Raw genomic sequence first — 18,404 nt, 5'->3', positions numbered from 1 at the left:
ATACATACGAGGTTGTCACACGATATACAACATAGAATAATGTATGAAAAAGATAGAAAAAAGACGTGGAAATAGCATAATAAGAAAGCAGAAAATCCGTAGTATAAATTTAAATTACTGTATTCCGGAAAATTTATAAAATAAAAAGACAGCTAAAACTAGTCTTTTATTTTATAGAAAGAAACGAACGGTTTATCGCTGTTCTTCTCTTTTATAATAACAGCCTCGATTTTACTCTCAGACTTTATCTGTAATTGAACTTTAGCCTCTTTAGGGAATTTTTCTACCATACTTTGAGCAGCCATTTGAGAAAGCGCCATTAATTCTGACTTACCATTATATTTAACGACAATATCCATCTTTAATTTATCCATCTTATTTTGCTTATAAGAAACCTTAGCATTAACAGGGATATAATCTCCTGGAGAGAATTTCTTTATTGCTTCTGAAAAATCATCTAACTTTTTATTGTCTTCTCTTTGTGCTCCCGCAAATTCTTGAGAAGGATACGAATACGATTTTTCATCAATAGTATCCCAATTTCCAAGGTTAATCTCATTCTTTTGAACAGTAGCGCTTGAAATATAAGTACCATTCTTTAAAGAGCTTGTGCTTTCTTGCTTAAATATAGCAAACGTAATTGGAGATTTGTTATATTTATCATTTTTATTAATAGCTTCTATAAGTTGCTTGGCAACTTCAGTACCTTTAGCAATAGCTTCCTCATTAGATACACTTGAAGACATAGATAAACCAATAACTACACCAGATAAGCTTAGTTCATTTGAATTCTGTTTGCCGAAGTAGTCTTGTTCTATAATATTAGTCAAAACTGGTACTTCTTGTTTCGTAACTAGTTCATCAATTGTTTTCTCTGGAATATATTGATTTAATTGTAATACGTAATTTTCTGTATCAAATTGTTTTGAAGCAATATTCATTAAACCATTTTCATATTCTGCTAAATCTAGTTTAGAATTAGTTTTAACATTAACTGTATTAATTACCTTTTGTTCTTTTAAAGGAATAACAGTTCTATAGTAATCCTTAGAAACAGCAGTTCTCGGAATCATACTTTTTTCTTTCGTATCTTTCTGTACAACTTCATCTTTCTTCTCAATAGTATTATTGCTGCAAGCCCCCAGTAATAAACTTAAGCTTGCGATGAATAACGCCATTTTCTTCATTGCTTAAAACCCACTTTCAAAAGTCAATTTACTTAGTTTTAATGTATCTATAGTGTACCATAAATATATTGCAACAAAATAAAAAAGAAGCAAGCCCTTCGCTTGCCTCCCCCTATTTTACATTCTCTTCTAAAGCTTCTTTTTTAATATTCCAATGCGATGTATGCCATACTACCATTCCATCTTTTATGTATAGCACTTGCGGAGATTCATGTTTAATGCTGTACTGCTCTGCAACATGGTTCGAAACATCTCTCGCATCTTGTACGTATAAGTAATATGCTGGCACTTCTCTTTCTTCACGGCAATACGCTTGAAATTCTGTGTATGCACCATGACTAATCGGGCATGTCGTACTATGTTTAAAAAGAACATAAGGCTCGTTCTTTTCTACTAATACTTCAAGCTCTTCAATTGTCTCAAGTTTTGTCATATTCATCACGATTCACCTCTCATACGAAGTCTAGAGCGCTTCTCTTTCTTTTCAGCTTTCTTCTCAAGTCTTTCTAGTTTACGCTCTTCTTTTTCAACCTTTTTCTCTTGTCTTGTCGCACGATAATGGTTGTATACTTCAATTGCTGCGCTACTCCACTGTACAACTTGTGCTACTTTATCTGCATTATTTTCAATTTCGTCCGTAACAGACTCTGATACATTACGAAGTTTCGTATTTAAAGAATGGATTGTCGTTCCAATTCCATCTACACCCGATACTACTTTATTTAATGATTGTGACTTCTGTTGAATGTCATCAGCTAACGCATTTGTTTTATGTAATAATTGCTCCGTCTCTACGCTAATCCCTTGCATTTGCTTTTCTAAGCCTTCTAATGTGCTTGCAACGTTTTCTAACGTCTTCTGAACCGATAACAACGTTCTGCATACATACACTACTAATACAGCGAAAGCAACCGCGATAATAGCCGCACTTACATATAAAAGAACTTGCATTTCATCACTTCCTTTATCTTTTTCATACTTTCTCCTATTATACAATCATTTTCCGTTTCGTTCTAATCCCTATATTTTCATTAGAATTTTCATACTTATTCGTTAACTTTAACATAAATGATTCAACAAATTCCACTAAGTAGGTTACAATAGGAAAGGATACATAATTAGTAGGGAGGCTTTACATATGAAAGATCCACGCATTGAAAAGTTAGCATACAATTTAATTAACTACTCTATTCGCTTACAAAAAGGCGAAAAAGTATTAATTGAAAACTTTGGCTTACAAAAAGAACTTGTAACTGCACTTGTAAAAGAAGCATATGCAGCTGGTGGTTTCCCATTCGTTTCTTTAAAAGATCATCAAGTAGACCGCTCTTTATTAATGGGTGCTACTGAAGAACATTTCGAACAAATCGCTGCATATGAAGCAAGCGTAATGAAAGATATGGACGCTTATATCGGTCTTCGCTCTGGTGATAACATTAACGAACAAGCTGACGTTCCAAGTGAACGTATGAAAGTTCACGGCCAAACAGTTGGTAAAAAAGTTCATAGAGACATCCGCGTTCCGAAAACGCGCTGGGTTGTTCTTCGCTACCCAAATGCTTCTATGGCGCAGCTTGCTAAAATGAGCACAGAAGCTTTCGAAGACTTCTACTTCGAAGTTTGTAACTTAGACTACGGTAAAATGGATAAGGCAATGGATAGCCTTGTTACATTAATGAATAAAACAGATAAAGTTCGCCTAACTGGTCCTGGAACTGACTTAACATTCTCTATTAAAGACATTCCAGCTATTAAATGCTCAGGTCATTTAAACATTCCAGACGGTGAAGTATACTCTGCACCAGTTCGTGATTCTGTTAACGGTACAGTTTCTTACAATACACCATCACCTTACAACGGTTATACATTTGAAAATGTACAACTTAAGTTTGAAAACGGCCAAATCGTTGAAGCAACTGCAAACGATTCAGAGCGCATTAACAAAATCTTCGATACAGACGAAGGCGCACGCTACGTTGGTGAGTTCGCGATCGGCGTAAACCCATACATCTTACATCCAATGGGAGACATCCTATTCGATGAAAAAATCGATGGCAGCTTCCACTTCACACCTGGACAAGCTTATGACGATGCATGGAACGGCAACAACTCTAACATCCACTGGGATTTAGTATGCATTCAGCGCCCTGAATACGGCGGCGGCGAAATTTACTTCGACGACGTATTAATCCGTAAAGACGGACGCTTCGTTGTATCTGAACTAGAAGCTTTAAACCCAGAGAACTTAAAATAATATGAAAAGCGCTCGGAGTTCTATCCGAGCGCTTTTTCATTAATACTGTAATAATTTTTTAGCCACATCTTCTGGTACTTTAAAACTATTTTTATTTTTTATTTTATTAATTTTCAATTCAACCTCAACATAAGGGACATCTTTATATACTGTCATAGTACCAATTTCATGTAACTCTTTTTTATCTTTACTCGAATCCAATAATTTTGGTGTATCCTCTTGATACATTTTAAACGTTTTCCCTTGCGGAGTATCCATAGGAGCCGATTCCATTTCCCACTCATCCATTTTGATTGATTCAAACAACTTTGTGATTTCTTTCTTATCGGTAATTGTTTTTTTATCACTCGAATCAATTAGGGATTCAACTTCAATTTTTTGTGCCTTTTCTAAGCTAACGTCAGACTTCTCCTTCTCCACACTACATCCTATTAAAAGAATCGATGTCGTTAATAAAAATAAACAGAGCGCACATATTTTTTTCATTCCAAATCTCTCCCTACACTATATAGAACTACTTTTCTCGCTTTTTGTTTGCTGAAAATGAAAATAAAAGCGTCACTGCGATAGTACCTATTAATATTGGAACATATAAGGGCAGATCCCATTTAATATATACTCTAGTGCAACCAACAAGCACAAACAAAATTTCCAAACAAAATAAAGTGAAACTTTAATCAGTGGGGGTTTTGTTCATCCTCCACTGATTATTAGTTGAACCAATCGGGCTTTTACGGGCAGTTGATCTCCCACCTAACTTCTTTGCTCCTGCCGAATTTTGAGGTGGGAGTCTTACTGCCCGTTAATGCGGGGTAAAAGTTTTACATGCTTCATCTCTTACCTACCATTTCTATTTTTTACATGTGGATTCTCTTTCTCAACAAGTGACAAAAAACTTGTCATATCTTGCGGCATCGCAATCATATGTACTTTATATGCATTCGTCGTAATTTCAAGGGATTTCCCAACTTGACGAACAATTCTTATATCTTTTAATACAACATCATCATTTAAAATACCGTACTTTAATACGCCATTTTCCACCTTATGTTTTTTAATAAATATTTCCCAAACGAGAGGGACATTTACAATGAAGCATAAGCCCATTCCAATTAGCGCTGAAACCCAATCCCCTTTTTTTGTAAAAAACATTACAATTGGATATACAACCATAAAAGCTAACGTTATACTAACGAAAATAATTCCTAACTTACTTCTTTGAATTGGAAAGTTCATACCTACACCCCCGACCTAAATTATACCATTATTTCCATTTTAGTTCATAAAAAAAGGTCATTTATGAATGACCTTTTTAAACAGTATACCTATAAAATTTCTTATCTACCTCTAGCACCGGAAAACTTTTTGGCAACTCTTCTATACTCACACTTTGAAAACTATTCTTTTCGTAGAAACGGTGTGCCGCTAAAAATTGCACTGTCGTTCCTAAATATATATCTTTTATCCTTTTATGCTCAGCCCATAAAATCGCTGTTTGAAGTAGCATACTTGATGCTCCCCATTCTTTTCCGCGGAACTCTTTCTTCACAAACATTTTCCTTAGCGCTACTTGATGATTCCCTATATCTAATAAAGCTACTGTTCCAACTACTTTTCCACCGTACGTTGCTACCCAAAAGTTTCCGTGATTCCTTTGATAGAACGTTTCTATTTCTAATAAATCAGGCTGTTCTTCTTTTGTAATCGGGACATTGTATTCTTTTTGCTGAATATGAACAATGAGATCTACTACTTCATCTTGAAATTTACTTTCATATGGAATGATACAAATCTTCTCGTTCATCGAATTTCTTTCCATTCTGAAGCTAGTAAACTATAAACAGCAATATCCTGAAAATGGTCATACAGCCATTCTTCATCTCTTAAAATTCCATCTAACTTAAAACCTAAACGTTCTGGGATTGCACGGCTTTTCACATTTTCAACACCGCAACGGATTTCAATTTTATTCAGCTTTAAATTTTCAAATGCATATTGAAGCACAGCCTTCACACTACGTGTCATAACACCTTTTCCACCAGCATCTTCTGCAAGATAATATCCAAGGCTCGTCGCTTTTTTTCCCCAGCTCACTGGATGAATGCCCACCATACCAACGAGCTTTCCTTTATAACGGATACCACTTTCAAAACCGTCTCCCTCTGCAAATTTCTTTAACCACATCGGGAAAATCTCATCATACGCATCAGCAGATTTCGTCCCATCCACCCACGGAAGCCATCTTCTTAAATGATTACGGTTTTCATCCAATAATTGATATAATTCCTCTTTATGATGTTTTTCTAATAATTGTAGTTCGATTTCATCATCTACTCGAAGTGTGAACATGTTTTTTAGCCCCTTTTAGTTTTCTTATTATTCTAACATTTAAAATTAAAGAAATGCACCATAATATATCAACAATTTTTAAAATATATCGACGCAAGTTGAATTATATCGACGTTTCGACAACACTGTACACCCACAACAGCAAAAAAAGACGCACAGCTAAGCTATGCGTCTTTTCTATTACTTCTCTGCAACTTGAACTTCTTTTACGTAAGCTGCTTCGAATTTTTGGATGTCTCCTGCGCCCATGAAAATTAGAACGCCGTTTTTATGTTTCTTCAATACATCTGTTGTTGTATCTGTAATTAGTTCTGCACCGTCAATACGCTTTTGCAGATCTTCAATTGTTAATTCACCTTTGTTTTCGCGCGCTGATCCGAAAATATCACATAAGTATACTTGGTCAGCTTTGCTTAGGCTTTCAGCGAACTCATCTAAGAACTTTTCTGTACGTGAGAATGTGTGCGGCTGGAATACAGCGACAACTTCACGCTCTGGATGTTTCTGGCGAGCAGCTTCAATCGTTGCGTTAATTTCTGTCGGATGGTGTGCATAGTCATCAATGATAACTTGCTCTCCCATTGGCTTTTCATTAAAGCGACGTTTTACGCCTTCAAAAGTTGTTAGCTGATGCTTAACTGCTTCTACATCAACATTTTCATAATGGCAAAGCGCGATTACTGCTAATGCATTTAATACGCTGTGATCGCCATATCCTGTGATTTTGAACGTATCATAATACGTATTACGAACAAATACATCGAATATAGTACCATCAGTTCTCTTTTGGATGTTACGTGCTTGGAAATCATTATCTTCTCCAAATCCATAGAAAATAACAGGTACTTTCGCTTGAATTTTTTGAAGTTCTTCATCATCACCACATGCAATAATGCCCTTTTTCACTTGCAATGCCATCTCTTGGAATGCACTGAATACATCATTGACATCTGTAAAATAATCTGGATGATCAAAATCAATGTTTGTCATAATTGCATAGTCTGGATAGTAAGACAAGAAATGACGACGATACTCACAAGCTTCAAATACAAAATACTTACTATTTTCTACCCCATGCCCAGTTCCATCTCCAATAAGGTAAGATGTTGGGTGTGCGCCTTGCATTACATGGGCTAACAAACCTGTAGTTGATGTTTTTCCATGTGCACCAGTTACAGCAACACTTGTGTACTGATTCATAAGATCACCTAAGAAGTGATGGTAACGATGTACTGGGATATTTAATTCTTTTGCTGCTACAATTTCTTCATGCGTATCAGGAAATGCATTTCCTGCGATAATCACTTGTCCTTCTTTAATATTATTTTTATCAAAAGGAAGGATGGAAATACCACGCTTTTCCAATGCTGTTTGTGTAAAGAAACGCTTTTCATAATCAGACCCTTGAACAGTATGCTTCATGTCATGAAGAATTTGCGCTAATGAACTCATTCCTGTTCCTTTAATTCCTACAAAATGGTAAACTGTCATCTTAAAGAACCTCCAACATTTCGAACTAATACAACGGCCTATCTATAAGACAGTATATGAATCTTTTCTTATTTTGGTAATCATCATACATTTCTGATGAAGCGAAGTTTTCTTTAATCTTCACTTATCAGGATAACCACGTACGTACTTCTTTTTATGTCCATAACAAACTTATTATAGCAAAAAACCAGCTGTTATACTATGATAACAGAAAAACTGATAGGGTCAATCACCTATCAGTTTTTCTCATTTTTACATATCTTCTTTTGTTTTTAATTGAACACGCTCTAAACGTGGATTTGGACGGTATTTACGACCAGCTTTTGCTTCTGGTTTTCCATTTAATTCTACGTTATCACCAGTAAAGCCAATATTCATTTTTAATAAGCTACTTCCTACTCCGTATATATCGACAGGAACATTTTGAGCTTCAAATTCACGAATACGCTTCTCATCAAATCCACCAGTTACAACGATATCTACATGTTGGAACCCTTCCTCATCAAGAGCCTTACGAAGTGCAAATACAAGCGATGGATTTACACCACGTGGATCAAATGTTCCAAGTACTTCTGGGTGACGAATGAAGTATTGATCAATCATTGTACGAGACGTATCGACACGCACACCTTTTAATGTTGATCCAAATTCACGAGCTACGCGAAGTGCATCTGTAATGACATCGTTATTGTAATCAATTAATACAACTAATTCATCTTCTGGGAATTTCTTATGATACGCTTTTGCAGCTTCAACAACATCACCATTAAACATTTGAATTAATGCGTGAGGCATCGTCCCCATACCACTTCTGCCCCACCACTCATTCATTGCATGCGTCGCTTGTGCGCTCATACCTCCGATGTATGCCGCATAACCGTCACCAGCTTGTTGCGTATAATGATCATCACGATCTCCCATGAAAATAACTGGTTTTTCTTTATCTACACTACGTGCAGCTTGGACAACGTTATATACGTTTGTCGCAACTGATGTACGACGAGCTAAAATCCCATCAATTACACCTTCTAAAAATCCGAAATTTTCATAAGGACCATGAATTGTTAAAACTGTTTCAAACGGACTAATATTATCGCCATCCTTTAAAGAATGAATTTCTAATTCCTCAGGATTTTTGGCAAATGTTTGTAGCAATGCGATTACCTCATCTGTTCCGCAAAGAACTGCATGTTCCTTTTGGAAAAACTGCATTGTTACAACACTTTTCGGGCGAAATTCTTCAATGATTTCTCTAGTTTTTAAAAAGTAAACGGCAGAGAACCATCCTTCTCCAACACGCTCGTCAAATTTAAATGTTCTATTTGTTAGTCGATTTATTTCACCTTTTAATTTTAATTCAATTTCTTTCATGTCGCTTTACTCCCTACTTTACTATCCAACATTTTCTATTAGTATACAGCAAAACCGTTTACTATACATTTGTTTCCTGCATAGCAGCGAATTCATCCTCAGAAATAAGGACATCTCTCGGTTTCGTTCCTCTTCCTTCAGAAATAATCCCTTGCGATTCCATCTCTTCAATTAGACGTGCCGCGCGATTATAACCGATGCGGAATTTTCGCTGTACAGAAGATGTGGACGCTCCCCCTTGTTCTACAACAAATTGACATGCATCAAAGAACAATTCGTCTTCCGACTCAGCTTGTTCTGTTTTCGCTAATAAATCCTCTTGCTTAAATAAGTAGTTCGGCTTCATTTGCTTTCTCACATGATCAACTGTTTTCTCAATCTCATCATCCGATACATATACACCTTGTACACGAACCGGTTTAGACGTACCGTTTCCTAAGAATAACATATCACCACGGCCAAGTAATTTCTCCGCGCCCCCAATATCGATAATCGTACGCGAATCAACTTGAGATGATACTGTAAACGCAATACGCGTTGGAATGTTTGATTTAATTAAACCTGTAATAACGTCTACAGATGGTCTCTGCGTCGCAACTAATAAGTGAATACCACAAGCACGAGCTTTTTGTGCAATACGACAAATCGCTTCCTCAACATCACCAGGAGCAACCATCATTAAGTCCGCTAACTCGTCAATGACGATTACAATATAAGGTAATGTCTCACCTGGGATTTCTCTCCCACTTACAATCGTATTGTAACGAGTTAAATCACGAGCACCAGCATGCGCAAACAATTCATAACGACGTTCCATCTCTTCAACTGCCCACTTTAGCGCAGCTGTTGCTGCTTTTACATCAGTAATAACAGGTGCTACAAGATGTGGAACAGAATTATATGGTGCAAGCTCAACCATCTTCGGATCGATTAACATTAACTTCACTTCATGCGGCTTCGCTTTATATAAAATACTTGTTAAAATCGCATTAATACATACACTTTTCCCTGAACCAGTTGCACCCGCAATAAGTCCGTGTGGCATTTTTCTAATATCCGTTACAATTGGATCGCCTGAAATATCAAGTCCAAGCGCAACTGTAAGCGGTGATTCACTCTTTGTAAATACAGGACTTCTTAAAATTTCACGCAGAAATACTGGCTTACTTTCCTTATTCGGAACTTCAATTCCAATCGCGCTTTTCCCTGGAATCGGTGCTTCAATACGAATATCTTTCGCAGCTAAACTTAACTTGATATCATCGCTTAAGTTTGTAATTTTATTTACTTTCACACCCGGATCTGGCTGTACTTCAAAACGAGTTACAGCTGGACCTTGTGACACATTAATAACATGTGCTCCAACATGGAAATTATTAAATGTCGTATTTAATAATTCTTTCTGTTCTTCTAACCATTCTGTATTATCTAACGCTGCCTGCTGCGGAATTGACAACAATGTTAATGGCGGAATTGCATATGTCGGTGGTGTTTGCAATACATTTCGCATATCGTTCTCTCTTTGATTTACAACATATGCTTTCTCTTGTACTTGCTCTACTACCACTTGCTGCATTGGCTTTTCTTCCACTTGTGGCTCTACTATCACTTGCTGCATTGGCTTTTCTTCCACTTGTGATTCTACTACCACCTGCTGCACTGGCTTTTCTTCCACTTGCGGTTCTACTACCATTTGCTGCACTGGCTTTTCTTCCGCTTGTGATTCTACTACCACCTGCTGCACTGGCTTTTCTTCCGCTTGTGATTCTACTACCACCTGCTGCACTGGCTTTTCTTCCGCTTGTGATTCTACTACCACCTGCTGCACTGGCTTTTCTTCCGCTTGTGGTTCTACTACCATTTGCTGCATTGGCTTTTCTTCCACTTGCGGTTCTACTACCATTTGCTGCACTGGCTTTTCTTCCGCTTGTGGTTCTACTACCACTTGCTGCACTGGCTTTTCTTCCACTCGTTCACTGGCAGTTGATTGCATTACGTTCGTTCTTGCCGCATGTCTTTCCATTAATTTCTTTCTGTCTTGCTTTAACATGACAACATTAAATGGGACATGACGTTTTTTCTCACGTTTCGGTTCTTCTATTTGTAAAGCAGGCTGTTCTTCAGCAACTTGCTTCTTTTCTTCCGCTTCTTCAATTAAAACGTTCGCAAAGTTTTGAACATCTTTCTTTGTTTGCTCATCCGTTTCTGAAACTGGTACGAATACTTCACTTTCTTCCTTGAACGTAATTGTTTCTTGTTGAGAAATCACTGGTTGCCCTGCAACTGGCGTATTTTCCACTAAATCTGTATTCATCGTTTCTTCAATTACTGTTTCTTGAGAAATTGGTTCTTCTTCCTTAGTTCCCTCTAATTCCACAACTTCTTCTGTCGCTTCCTCAGTTTCTTCTAATTCCACAACTTCTTCTGCCACTTCCTTAGTTTCTTCTAATTCCACAACTTCTTCTGTTGCTTCCTTAGTTTCTTCTAATTCCACAACTTCTTCTGCCACTTCCTTAGTTCCCTCTAATTCCACAACTTCTTCTGTCGCTTCCTCAGTTTCTTCTAATTCCACAACTTCTTCTGCCACTTCCTTAGTTTCTTCTAACTCCGCAACTTCTTCTGTCGCTTCCTCAGTTTCTTCTAATTCCACAACTTCTTCTGTCGCTTCCTCAGTTTCTTCTAATTCCACAACTTCTTCTGTCGCTTCCTTAGCTTCCTCTAATTCCACAACTTCTTCTGTCGCTTCCTTAGCTTCCTCTAATTCTACAACTTCTTCTGTTGCTTCCTTAGCTTCCTCTAATTCTTCTTCAAAAGCATCTGGTATTTCTATAGTGATTGTTTCTTGAAGCTTTTCATCTGTTTTTACAATTACTACATCTTCTGAAGATTCCTCTTCAATTTGATTTGCTACAACTTCAGCAATAGTTTCTTCTATTTCTGTACTACATTCGATTTCTTCTCTTAATATCGTTTCCACGTTCTCTACTTTAGAATCTATTGACTCTTCTTGTAGAGTTTCTTCGTTATCTTCTATATGCGATAACTCCACTACATCTTGTTCTTGCTGCAAGGCTTGTACAGTTGTATCCTCTTCTTCCAACTGTCCTACAGTTTTATGAAGCAACTGATCACTCTGGCTTTCTTCTAATGAAGGAACTTGACTCTCAATCTCGTAACCATTTTTCTCTAACCATGCATCCACAACCGATTTTTCTTTTACTTTACTATTTTTTTGTGTTTGTTCGTTCAGTTCTTCCTTATTAGACGAACCTTCTTTTTTGCCTTCTGAAAAATCGGATAATGTATAGCCCTTTTTCTCTAACCATGCGTCCACAACTGATGTTCCTTCAATGGATATTTCAAGATCTTCTCTTTCTTTTTCTTCCTCCTGTACAACCTTCTTTTCTACTGAAGGACGATTATATCCATAAATCGGTGAAATCATCTCTGTTGGACGAAATGGTCTACGGTTACTTTCTTGTGATGGGAAGGATGCTTTTTTTACGATAGGCTCTTGTTCCTGTTCATATTGCAATTCCGGCTCTTCATATGTAGGAACTGCTTTTTCCACATATAGTCGTCTGCTTCTTTCCACTTTTACTCCGCTTTGAGCAGACGGCTCTTCGTATGTTACTAATTGAACAGGTCGTTCTTCAAAGTGCTCTATTTCTCTTACATCCTCTTCATCGAACCCATTATCCGGTATTAATGGAAAACGGCATTTCCCTGCATTTCGACTTGCCATTTGTGCTTCTCTTGCTTCAGTGTAGTGGTTTACACGAGGAATTTTCGGCTGACTTTCAATTTGTGCCGGCACTTCTTTATTCATCACTGTTTTTTCTTCCTCTTTGTTAAACAGCTTTTTCATCCAATCTAACATGCTTACCACTCTTTCTACTAAATAGTAACATCCTTTATTGTATCAGCATTCGGCAAAAAGTGCAGGTAAAATTAAGCATGTCATATTTATCCATAATATTCTAATTTACGAGTGTTTTCCTATGGAAAAACGCAGCCTCTCATGTAAGACTGCGTTTAAGCTTTACTCTTCCGATATTCATCTACACTATCCGTTACGCTTTGTAATAAAGAATTTACATACTGCGGATCAGATAATTTTTTATCTTCTTCAGCATTTGACATAAATCCAAGTTCTAATAGAACGCCAGGAACTTTTGCCCAATTAAACCCAGAAAGATCATCTCGATATTTAATTCCATTTACTTTCACTTGATGATTCTCTCTCATTTTATTTACTATCGTTTGAGAGATTTGAAGACTTTCCGCATAAATCTCTTTCGTATACGGACTTCCTTCTGCCGGCGTCAATACAGCAAATCCACTTTGGTTTGGATTTTCCGAACCATCTGCATGAAGACGTAAAAACAAATTCGCCTTATGATCATTTGCGAATGTCGCACGTTCTTTATTGCTTATATCAACATCTTGTGACGTTCTCGTCATTAATACTTGCATACCTTTTGCTTCCAACTTTTCTTTTAATATAAAAGCCATTTCTAACACAAGGACAGACTCTCTCTTTTTTGTTACAACACCTGTTGTCCCATCTGTCACTTTATATTTTTGAGTAGTTGCTCCTGGACCAATCGGCTCTGAATTTAAATTCGCTTTTTGTTGATGTCCTGGATCAATGACAACGAGAAACTTTTCTTGCTTCTCCTTACTCTCTATTTTTTGTTCATTATTTTGTGCTGGTTGCTCTGGTGGCTGCACCGGCGTAGTTTCCTCTTTCTTTTCCTCTGCCGATGCTTCCTCCTGCTTAGGTTCTACTTGCTCATTCGTTTGAATTGCTTGTGGTTCTTCTTTCTTTTCTTGTTCTTCTTGCTGTTTTTCTACCGGTGCGTCTTCCTTTTTCTCTTTGCTTGTTTCTCTTACAGAAGATGATGCTTCTTTTTTCGGCTGCTCCTGTGAGCAACCTCCCATATATATGCCAATAAATGCAATCATGCCCATTATTTTTATATACTTCATGCTTCTCTCCCATCACTTTGCACCGGACTCAAAGTTTTACTTATAATTGGTTTATAATCTCATCCATATTTCCAATATAAACAGGCTGCCACGTTTCCGTACCACGCTCTGCAGTATACACTGGATACATGTTATCATCCACATTCACGAACACTGGATCGCCCATATCTGTTTCATATCCAATCACAATCCATCCTTCTTGCCACTTTCCATTCTCTTCACTTACTAATGAATTTTTATGTTTATCATATCGATAACCGATTTGTCCTTTTTCTAATTCATTTTCACTAAATACATATATTTCATAGGAACCTAACTCGATATCTTGCTGTTTTGAAGTTTCAATTCGTTTCAGAAGTTCTGCGATTTTTAGTTGTTGTTTCATACGTCTATCCCCTTCTGTTTTTCTAAATTTTACCTAATTTATTTTTAAAATACAATATAGTTTTTAAAGAGAAACGTTACAATCCTAGGAATTTCACACAAAAAAAATAGCCCCACATATGCGAGGCTATTTTCTCTTACATCAATTAAAATTTGAACTCTTGTCCAACTTCAAAGCTATCTTCTAATACAAGAATACCTTTTTCTTGTGGAGCATCTGGAAGCTCTAATTCACGTGCAGAGCAAATCATTCCAGAAGAAGGAACACCGCGAAGCTCAGCAGGTTTAATTAACATACCGCTTGGCATTACAGCGCCGATTTTTGCAACAACAACTTTTTGTCCTGCATCAACGTTTGGTGCACCACATACGATTTGTAATGTTTCTGTACCGATTTCTACTGTACAAATGTTTAATTTATCAGCATTTGGATGCTTCTCTTTTTCAGCTACATAGCCTACAACAAATTTCGGCGTGAAATCAGCTTCTACTTTTTCTTCAAAGCCATTCTTCGCTAAAATTGCGTTAATTTTTTCAACAAACTCTTTTGTTAATGTAACGTTTCCGTTATCTGTTACTTCTACATAAGAAGATGCATTAAAGATGTTGAATCCTGCTGTTACGTTGCTTTCACGATCGTATACGCGAGCAACATCTCCTTTGCGGTCAAATGTACGGTTTTCTAAAGTAATATCTTGTAAGGTAACAATTAAAGTGTCACCAATTCCTTCAAGGTTGTAAAAAACGTTCACTTCGTTCATCCTTTCTCTTTTCCATCTGTCTTCTTCCGATTCTTCGCTAAAATAAAGATTGGTTCGAAGTCCCCATCTTCATATACGAATGAAAGTGATGTAATCGGAACATGCCCTTCGGCAAAAAATTTCATTGTCATTTGTGCAATAATATCATAACCGATTTCGTTGACGATATCAGCAATAATTAACACATCTTGGTGAGGAACTGCCACAACCATGTCACCAGAGATCTTTTCACGCATCGATTGTAGTAACGATTCGTTTAAAATACGAGTCGCATCATACCCATCATTTGTGTTTAAAAAGTAGAATGTATTACCTGCTACTGTGTCCTGCTTAAATTCATAACCTAATGAGCGAGCATTAAATAATGCCATTTCACGTACTTGTTGCTCTGTAAGCTCTAATTTTTGCAATAAGCGCTCATCAATTAATCGATACGTTTTATTAGAATCTAGCGCATAGTAAATACGTGTTTCCGCCGTGTGGTCCGTCATAATAAACGGATTTCCTTCTTCTGATTGTTTCGGGAAAGAAGTAGAGCGAATAACAGGTAAAATTTTCGCCGTGCTATTTTCTTCTTTATGCATTGCAATTAGCGCTTCTTGTACGTAATAAGCGACCTCTTCAATCGCTTTTTCTTTGTTCACTTCCCATTTTGCTACTACTCCTGGAAGTGATACGTTAATACCTTTTTTCGAGTCTGTTTGTTCAATACGAAGAACTTCTTTCTCGCTATCATAATGAAAATCCCATTCTGGTCGAGATAATTTCTTCATTAACTCGTCTTTCATCTTTTTACTTGTCATTTTCATCTCTTTTTCCTCCCTTCCAAAAAAACAACCTCCCCCGCGAAGGTAGAGGTTGTTTTTACAATTCAATTGGCTAATTGTCTTATTTTAAACCTTCAATAAACTCTTCGATTTGCTCTTGTGTTTTACGATCTTTGTTTACATAGCGTCCAGTTTCTTCACCTTTATTGTACGCTACAAAGCTCGGAATGCCAAATACGTCTAATTTCACGCATAGATCAATAAACTCATCACGATCTACATAGTAAAATGAGAAATCACTATACTTCTCTTCTACTTCTGGCATAAATGGATCAACGAAACGGCAATCTGGGCACCATTCTGCTGAGAACATGAAGACTACATTCTCTTCATTTTTTAATTCTTGGAATTGTTCCATGCTTTCTAATGATTTCATCTATATTTCCTCCTCTAACGAGTGCACTTTTTCACACTATAATCTTTTCTTTATACTACCATACATCGCGCATGGTGCAAGGTTTATGCTTGCTTTTCATCATACTTATATTGCCCAACAAGTAACTTAACAACGTGTACAAATAATTCAGTTCGGTCGACATAATCATCTGTAAAAATACCGATAGCACCTTCGTGACTACGAATATCTTTCCGCTCTACAAACTCTTCCATCACTTCACTTAACTCTTTGCCATCTTCAAGAGGCGCTAAAAAATCGTCTGGTAACTTAATACGCGCTCCTCCTGCAACGAATATCTTATCGTCACTCGTTGCGAGTGCACCCCAGTTACACATAAATAAACCGTGCTCCGTTTTCATTACACCGCCTTCTAGCCCAATACCGATTTGAGCTTCTCCTTCTTGCAGCGCTCGCTTCGCTCTATTTACCGCTCCTTGCATCGTCTCTTCATCTGAGAAAGGCTGGTTTGCTACTCCTGACGGAACAGAAAGAGATGTAACTTCAGTATCATTCCAAACCTTCTCCACAGCCCCAACCTTCGTTTTATTCTTCGATCCAACTACTACTTTCATTTTGTTCACCTCTATATAAATTCATCATTTTGTTCTAATATCCGCTTCAGCACAAATTAAGTACCAACCACATATCACCTAGGAATCCCTGCCATTTATAAAAGAAGCTGGCTTTCCACAATATGACCGATCTCGAACTCAAAACCAGCCTTCCTCTCCCTTCCTACCCGCGGTCTTAATACATCGCTGGGTCATCTATTCAACCTAAAAAAAGAAGGGTTTTCCACCCTTCCTCCTTACGCGTTATTCTTAATCGTTTCTAACGTCGTTTTGTCCGTTGCTCTTACAAGCTTTGTAATAAGTTCTTTTGCTGCTGCATAATCATCAACATGTAAAATAGAAGCATGCGTATGAATGTAGCGAGCACAAACACCAATTACTGCTGATGGGATACCTGAGTTACTTGTATGTACACGGCCCGCATCTGTACCACCTTGTGAAATAAAGTATTGGTACGGAATATTGTGTGTTTCTGCTGTATCTAAAATGAATTCACGCATTCCTCTATGAGTTACCATCGTACGGTCGTAAATACGAAGAAGCGCACCTTTTCCTAATTGACCAAACTGCGTTTTATCACCAGACGCATCGTTTGCTGGGCTTGCATCAAGCGCATAGAAAATGTCTGGTTGAATCATATTTGCAGCTGTTTGTGCTCCGCGAAGACCTACTTCTTCTTGTACAGTAGCACCAGAGTATAATGTGTTTGGTAATGTTTCATCTTTTAATTCTTTTAATAACTCAATAGCAAGGCCACATCCATAGCGGTTGTCCCAAGCTTTCGCCATAATTTTCTTCTCATTTGCCATCGGCGTGAACGGACAGATTGGCACGATTTGTTGTCCTGGTTTTACACCAATTTCAATCGCATCTTCATAGCTATCTGCACCTATATCAATTAACATATTTTTTTATATCCATCGGTTTTGCACGTTGCGCATCACTTAATAAATGAGGAGGAATAGAACCAACAACCCCAATAACAGGACCATTCTTCGTCATAACTTGTACGCGCTGCGCTAATAGTACTTGGCTCCACCAGCCGCCTAACGTTTGAAAACGAAGCATCCCATTTTTCGTAATTTGCGTAACCATGAAACCTACTTCATCCATATGACCTGCTACAAGAACGCGTGGGCCAGTTTCGTCCCCTTTTTTCAGACCAAATACGCTACCTAAACCGTCTTGCACAATTTCATCAGCATATTTGCTTAATTCTTGCTTCATAAAACGGCGCACATCATGTTCAAAACCTGATGCACCTTGTAATTCTGTTAACGTACGAAATAATTGTAATGTCTCTTTATTCACGAAGTCCCCTTCTTTCAAACCTTAGTAGAATACCTCTTTTATTGTAACGAAATTTTCGAAATGTTTCTAGTTTCTTCTTTTTTAACTGTATTTGCTTTATAATTATTATTGGTACACTATTTTTATTTTATAGAATTGAGGTGAATATATGAGCTGGAAAGGTTTAGTAGCAGGTCTTGGCGTTGGGTTCGCAGCTGGTTATCTTGTTGCAAACAAAGTACAAGAACAATCCCATATTTCTTCAGAAAAAGCATTGAAAATGGTGAAACAAGCATTAAGTCATAAAGGTGAAATTACTGGCTCTTGGGTACATATGGTTCCAGAGACATTTGAAAAATATGATGTCGCATACGAAGTTTATCGTGGCGGTCTTACAACGATGTTAGATGATATACAAGAACGATTTGAATTTTTAGTTGATGCTAAAACAGGTACTGTTTTAGAGGTTATAGCAGCATAAAAAGGAGGGTTCCCATTAGGTGAACCTCTTATTTTTTTGAAATTGCGG

The 18,404-nt window shown here is 37.2% G+C and carries 17 protein-coding genes and 2 pseudogenes; 2 read left to right on the top strand and 17 right to left on the bottom strand.

Translation table 11 applies throughout. From position 1 onward, the window contains the following. Positions 1-158: 158 nt before the first annotated feature. From CDB3_RS27235 to CDB3_RS27225, 3 genes are all read right to left on the bottom strand, one after another. Positions 159-1,187 (bottom strand): CamS family sex pheromone protein, encoded by a 1,029-nt coding sequence (locus CDB3_RS27235; protein WP_128856625.1) that lies wholly within the window; start codon positions 1,185-1,187, stop codon positions 159-161. A 112-nt stretch (positions 1,188-1,299) separates the two neighbouring features. After that, complete coding sequence (gene ytxJ, locus CDB3_RS27230) at positions 1,300-1,626, bottom strand: bacillithiol system redox-active protein YtxJ (protein ID WP_128856624.1); 327 nt, start codon at positions 1,624-1,626, stop codon at positions 1,300-1,302. Continuing rightward, the gene (locus CDB3_RS27225; RefSeq protein ID WP_001197726.1) at positions 1,626-2,138 is read right to left on the bottom strand and encodes a DUF948 domain-containing protein; all 513 of its coding nucleotides are present in this window, start codon (positions 2,136-2,138) and stop codon (positions 1,626-1,628) included. Before CDB3_RS27225 ends, ytxJ begins: the two co-directional genes overlap by 1 nt. A gap of 187 nt (positions 2,139-2,325) precedes the next feature. Between CDB3_RS27225 and CDB3_RS27220 the strand changes: the two genes are divergently transcribed. After that, entirely contained in the window at positions 2,326-3,441 is a 1,116-nt protein-coding gene (locus tag CDB3_RS27220) for an aminopeptidase (RefSeq protein ID WP_000654730.1), read from the top strand. 39 nt (positions 3,442-3,480) lie between these two features. Here the strand turns inward: CDB3_RS27220 and CDB3_RS27215 are convergent, their stop codons facing one another. The 14 genes and pseudogenes from CDB3_RS27215 to CDB3_RS27145 form a co-directional block, all read right to left on the bottom strand. Beyond that, a complete protein-coding gene (locus CDB3_RS27215; RefSeq protein WP_128856623.1) occupies positions 3,481-3,927 on the bottom strand; it encodes a hypothetical protein in 447 nt (148 codons plus the stop codon). A 344-nt stretch (positions 3,928-4,271) separates the two neighbouring features. Beyond that, positions 4,272-4,677 (bottom strand): annotated as a pseudogene (locus CDB3_RS27205) (PH domain-containing protein). Positions 4,678-4,753: 76 nt separating this feature from the next. Further along, entirely contained in the window at positions 4,754-5,245 is a 492-nt protein-coding gene (locus CDB3_RS27200; protein ID WP_128856622.1) for a GNAT family N-acetyltransferase, read from the bottom strand. Further along, positions 5,242-5,790 carry a GNAT family N-acetyltransferase gene (locus tag CDB3_RS27195; RefSeq protein WP_128856621.1) on the bottom strand — a complete coding sequence of 183 codons (549 nt, stop codon included), beginning with the start codon at positions 5,788-5,790 and terminating at the stop codon, positions 5,242-5,244. Before CDB3_RS27195 ends, CDB3_RS27200 begins: the two co-directional genes overlap by 4 nt. Positions 5,791-5,970: 180 nt before the next feature. After that, positions 5,971-7,281 carry a UDP-N-acetylmuramate--L-alanine ligase gene (gene murC, locus CDB3_RS27190; protein WP_098780329.1) on the bottom strand — a complete coding sequence of 437 codons (1,311 nt, stop codon included), beginning with the start codon at positions 7,279-7,281 and terminating at the stop codon, positions 5,971-5,973. A 252-nt stretch (positions 7,282-7,533) separates the two neighbouring features. Next, positions 7,534-8,652, bottom strand: a complete 1,119-nt coding sequence (locus CDB3_RS27185) for a nicotinate phosphoribosyltransferase (protein WP_128856620.1) — start codon at positions 8,650-8,652, stop codon at positions 7,534-7,536. 61 nt (positions 8,653-8,713) lie between these two features. After that, the gene (locus CDB3_RS27180) at positions 8,714-12,532 is read right to left on the bottom strand and encodes a DNA translocase FtsK (RefSeq protein ID WP_128856619.1); all 3,819 of its coding nucleotides are present in this window, start codon (positions 12,530-12,532) and stop codon (positions 8,714-8,716) included. A 155-nt stretch (positions 12,533-12,687) separates the two neighbouring features. Further along, positions 12,688-13,644, bottom strand: a complete 957-nt coding sequence (locus tag CDB3_RS27175; RefSeq protein WP_128856618.1) for an N-acetylmuramoyl-L-alanine amidase — start codon at positions 13,642-13,644, stop codon at positions 12,688-12,690. Between the two features lie 40 nt (positions 13,645-13,684). Further along, on the bottom strand, positions 13,685-14,029 hold the full coding sequence (locus tag CDB3_RS27170) for a thiamine transporter (RefSeq protein WP_097829042.1): 345 nt from the start codon (positions 14,027-14,029) through the stop codon (positions 13,685-13,687). Positions 14,030-14,174: 145 nt separating this feature from the next. Continuing rightward, on the bottom strand, positions 14,175-14,789 hold the full coding sequence (gene ytpR, locus CDB3_RS27165; RefSeq protein WP_128856617.1) for a YtpR family tRNA-binding protein: 615 nt from the start codon (positions 14,787-14,789) through the stop codon (positions 14,175-14,177). After that, positions 14,786-15,598, bottom strand: a complete 813-nt coding sequence (locus CDB3_RS27160; RefSeq protein WP_097829041.1) for a DUF1444 domain-containing protein — start codon at positions 15,596-15,598, stop codon at positions 14,786-14,788. The genes ytpR and CDB3_RS27160 overlap by 4 nt, the downstream gene beginning before the upstream one ends. Positions 15,599-15,677: 79 nt before the next feature. Then, positions 15,678-15,992: a thioredoxin family protein gene (locus tag CDB3_RS27155; protein WP_000838192.1), complete on the bottom strand. Its 315-nt coding sequence runs from the start codon at positions 15,990-15,992 to the stop codon at positions 15,678-15,680. Positions 15,993-16,075: 83 nt separating this feature from the next. Further along, positions 16,076-16,585: a DUF84 family protein gene (locus CDB3_RS27150; RefSeq protein WP_128856616.1), complete on the bottom strand. Its 510-nt coding sequence runs from the start codon at positions 16,583-16,585 to the stop codon at positions 16,076-16,078. Positions 16,586-16,821: 236 nt separating this feature from the next. After that, positions 16,822-17,896, bottom strand: a pseudogene (locus CDB3_RS27145) (M42 family metallopeptidase). Between the two features lie 148 nt (positions 17,897-18,044). Here CDB3_RS27145 and CDB3_RS27140 point away from each other — a divergent pair. After that, the gene (locus tag CDB3_RS27140; RefSeq protein ID WP_000118541.1) at positions 18,045-18,356 is read left to right on the top strand and encodes a PepSY domain-containing protein; all 312 of its coding nucleotides are present in this window, start codon (positions 18,045-18,047) and stop codon (positions 18,354-18,356) included. Positions 18,357-18,404: the final 48 nt, after the last annotated feature.

It is taken from the genome of Bacillus sp. CDB3, from assembly GCF_002081505.1.
GTDB classification, from domain to species: domain Bacteria; phylum Bacillota; class Bacilli; order Bacillales; family Bacillaceae_G; genus Bacillus_A; species Bacillus_A cereus_AT.
This window is presented reverse-complemented; position numbering and strand designations above follow the sequence as displayed.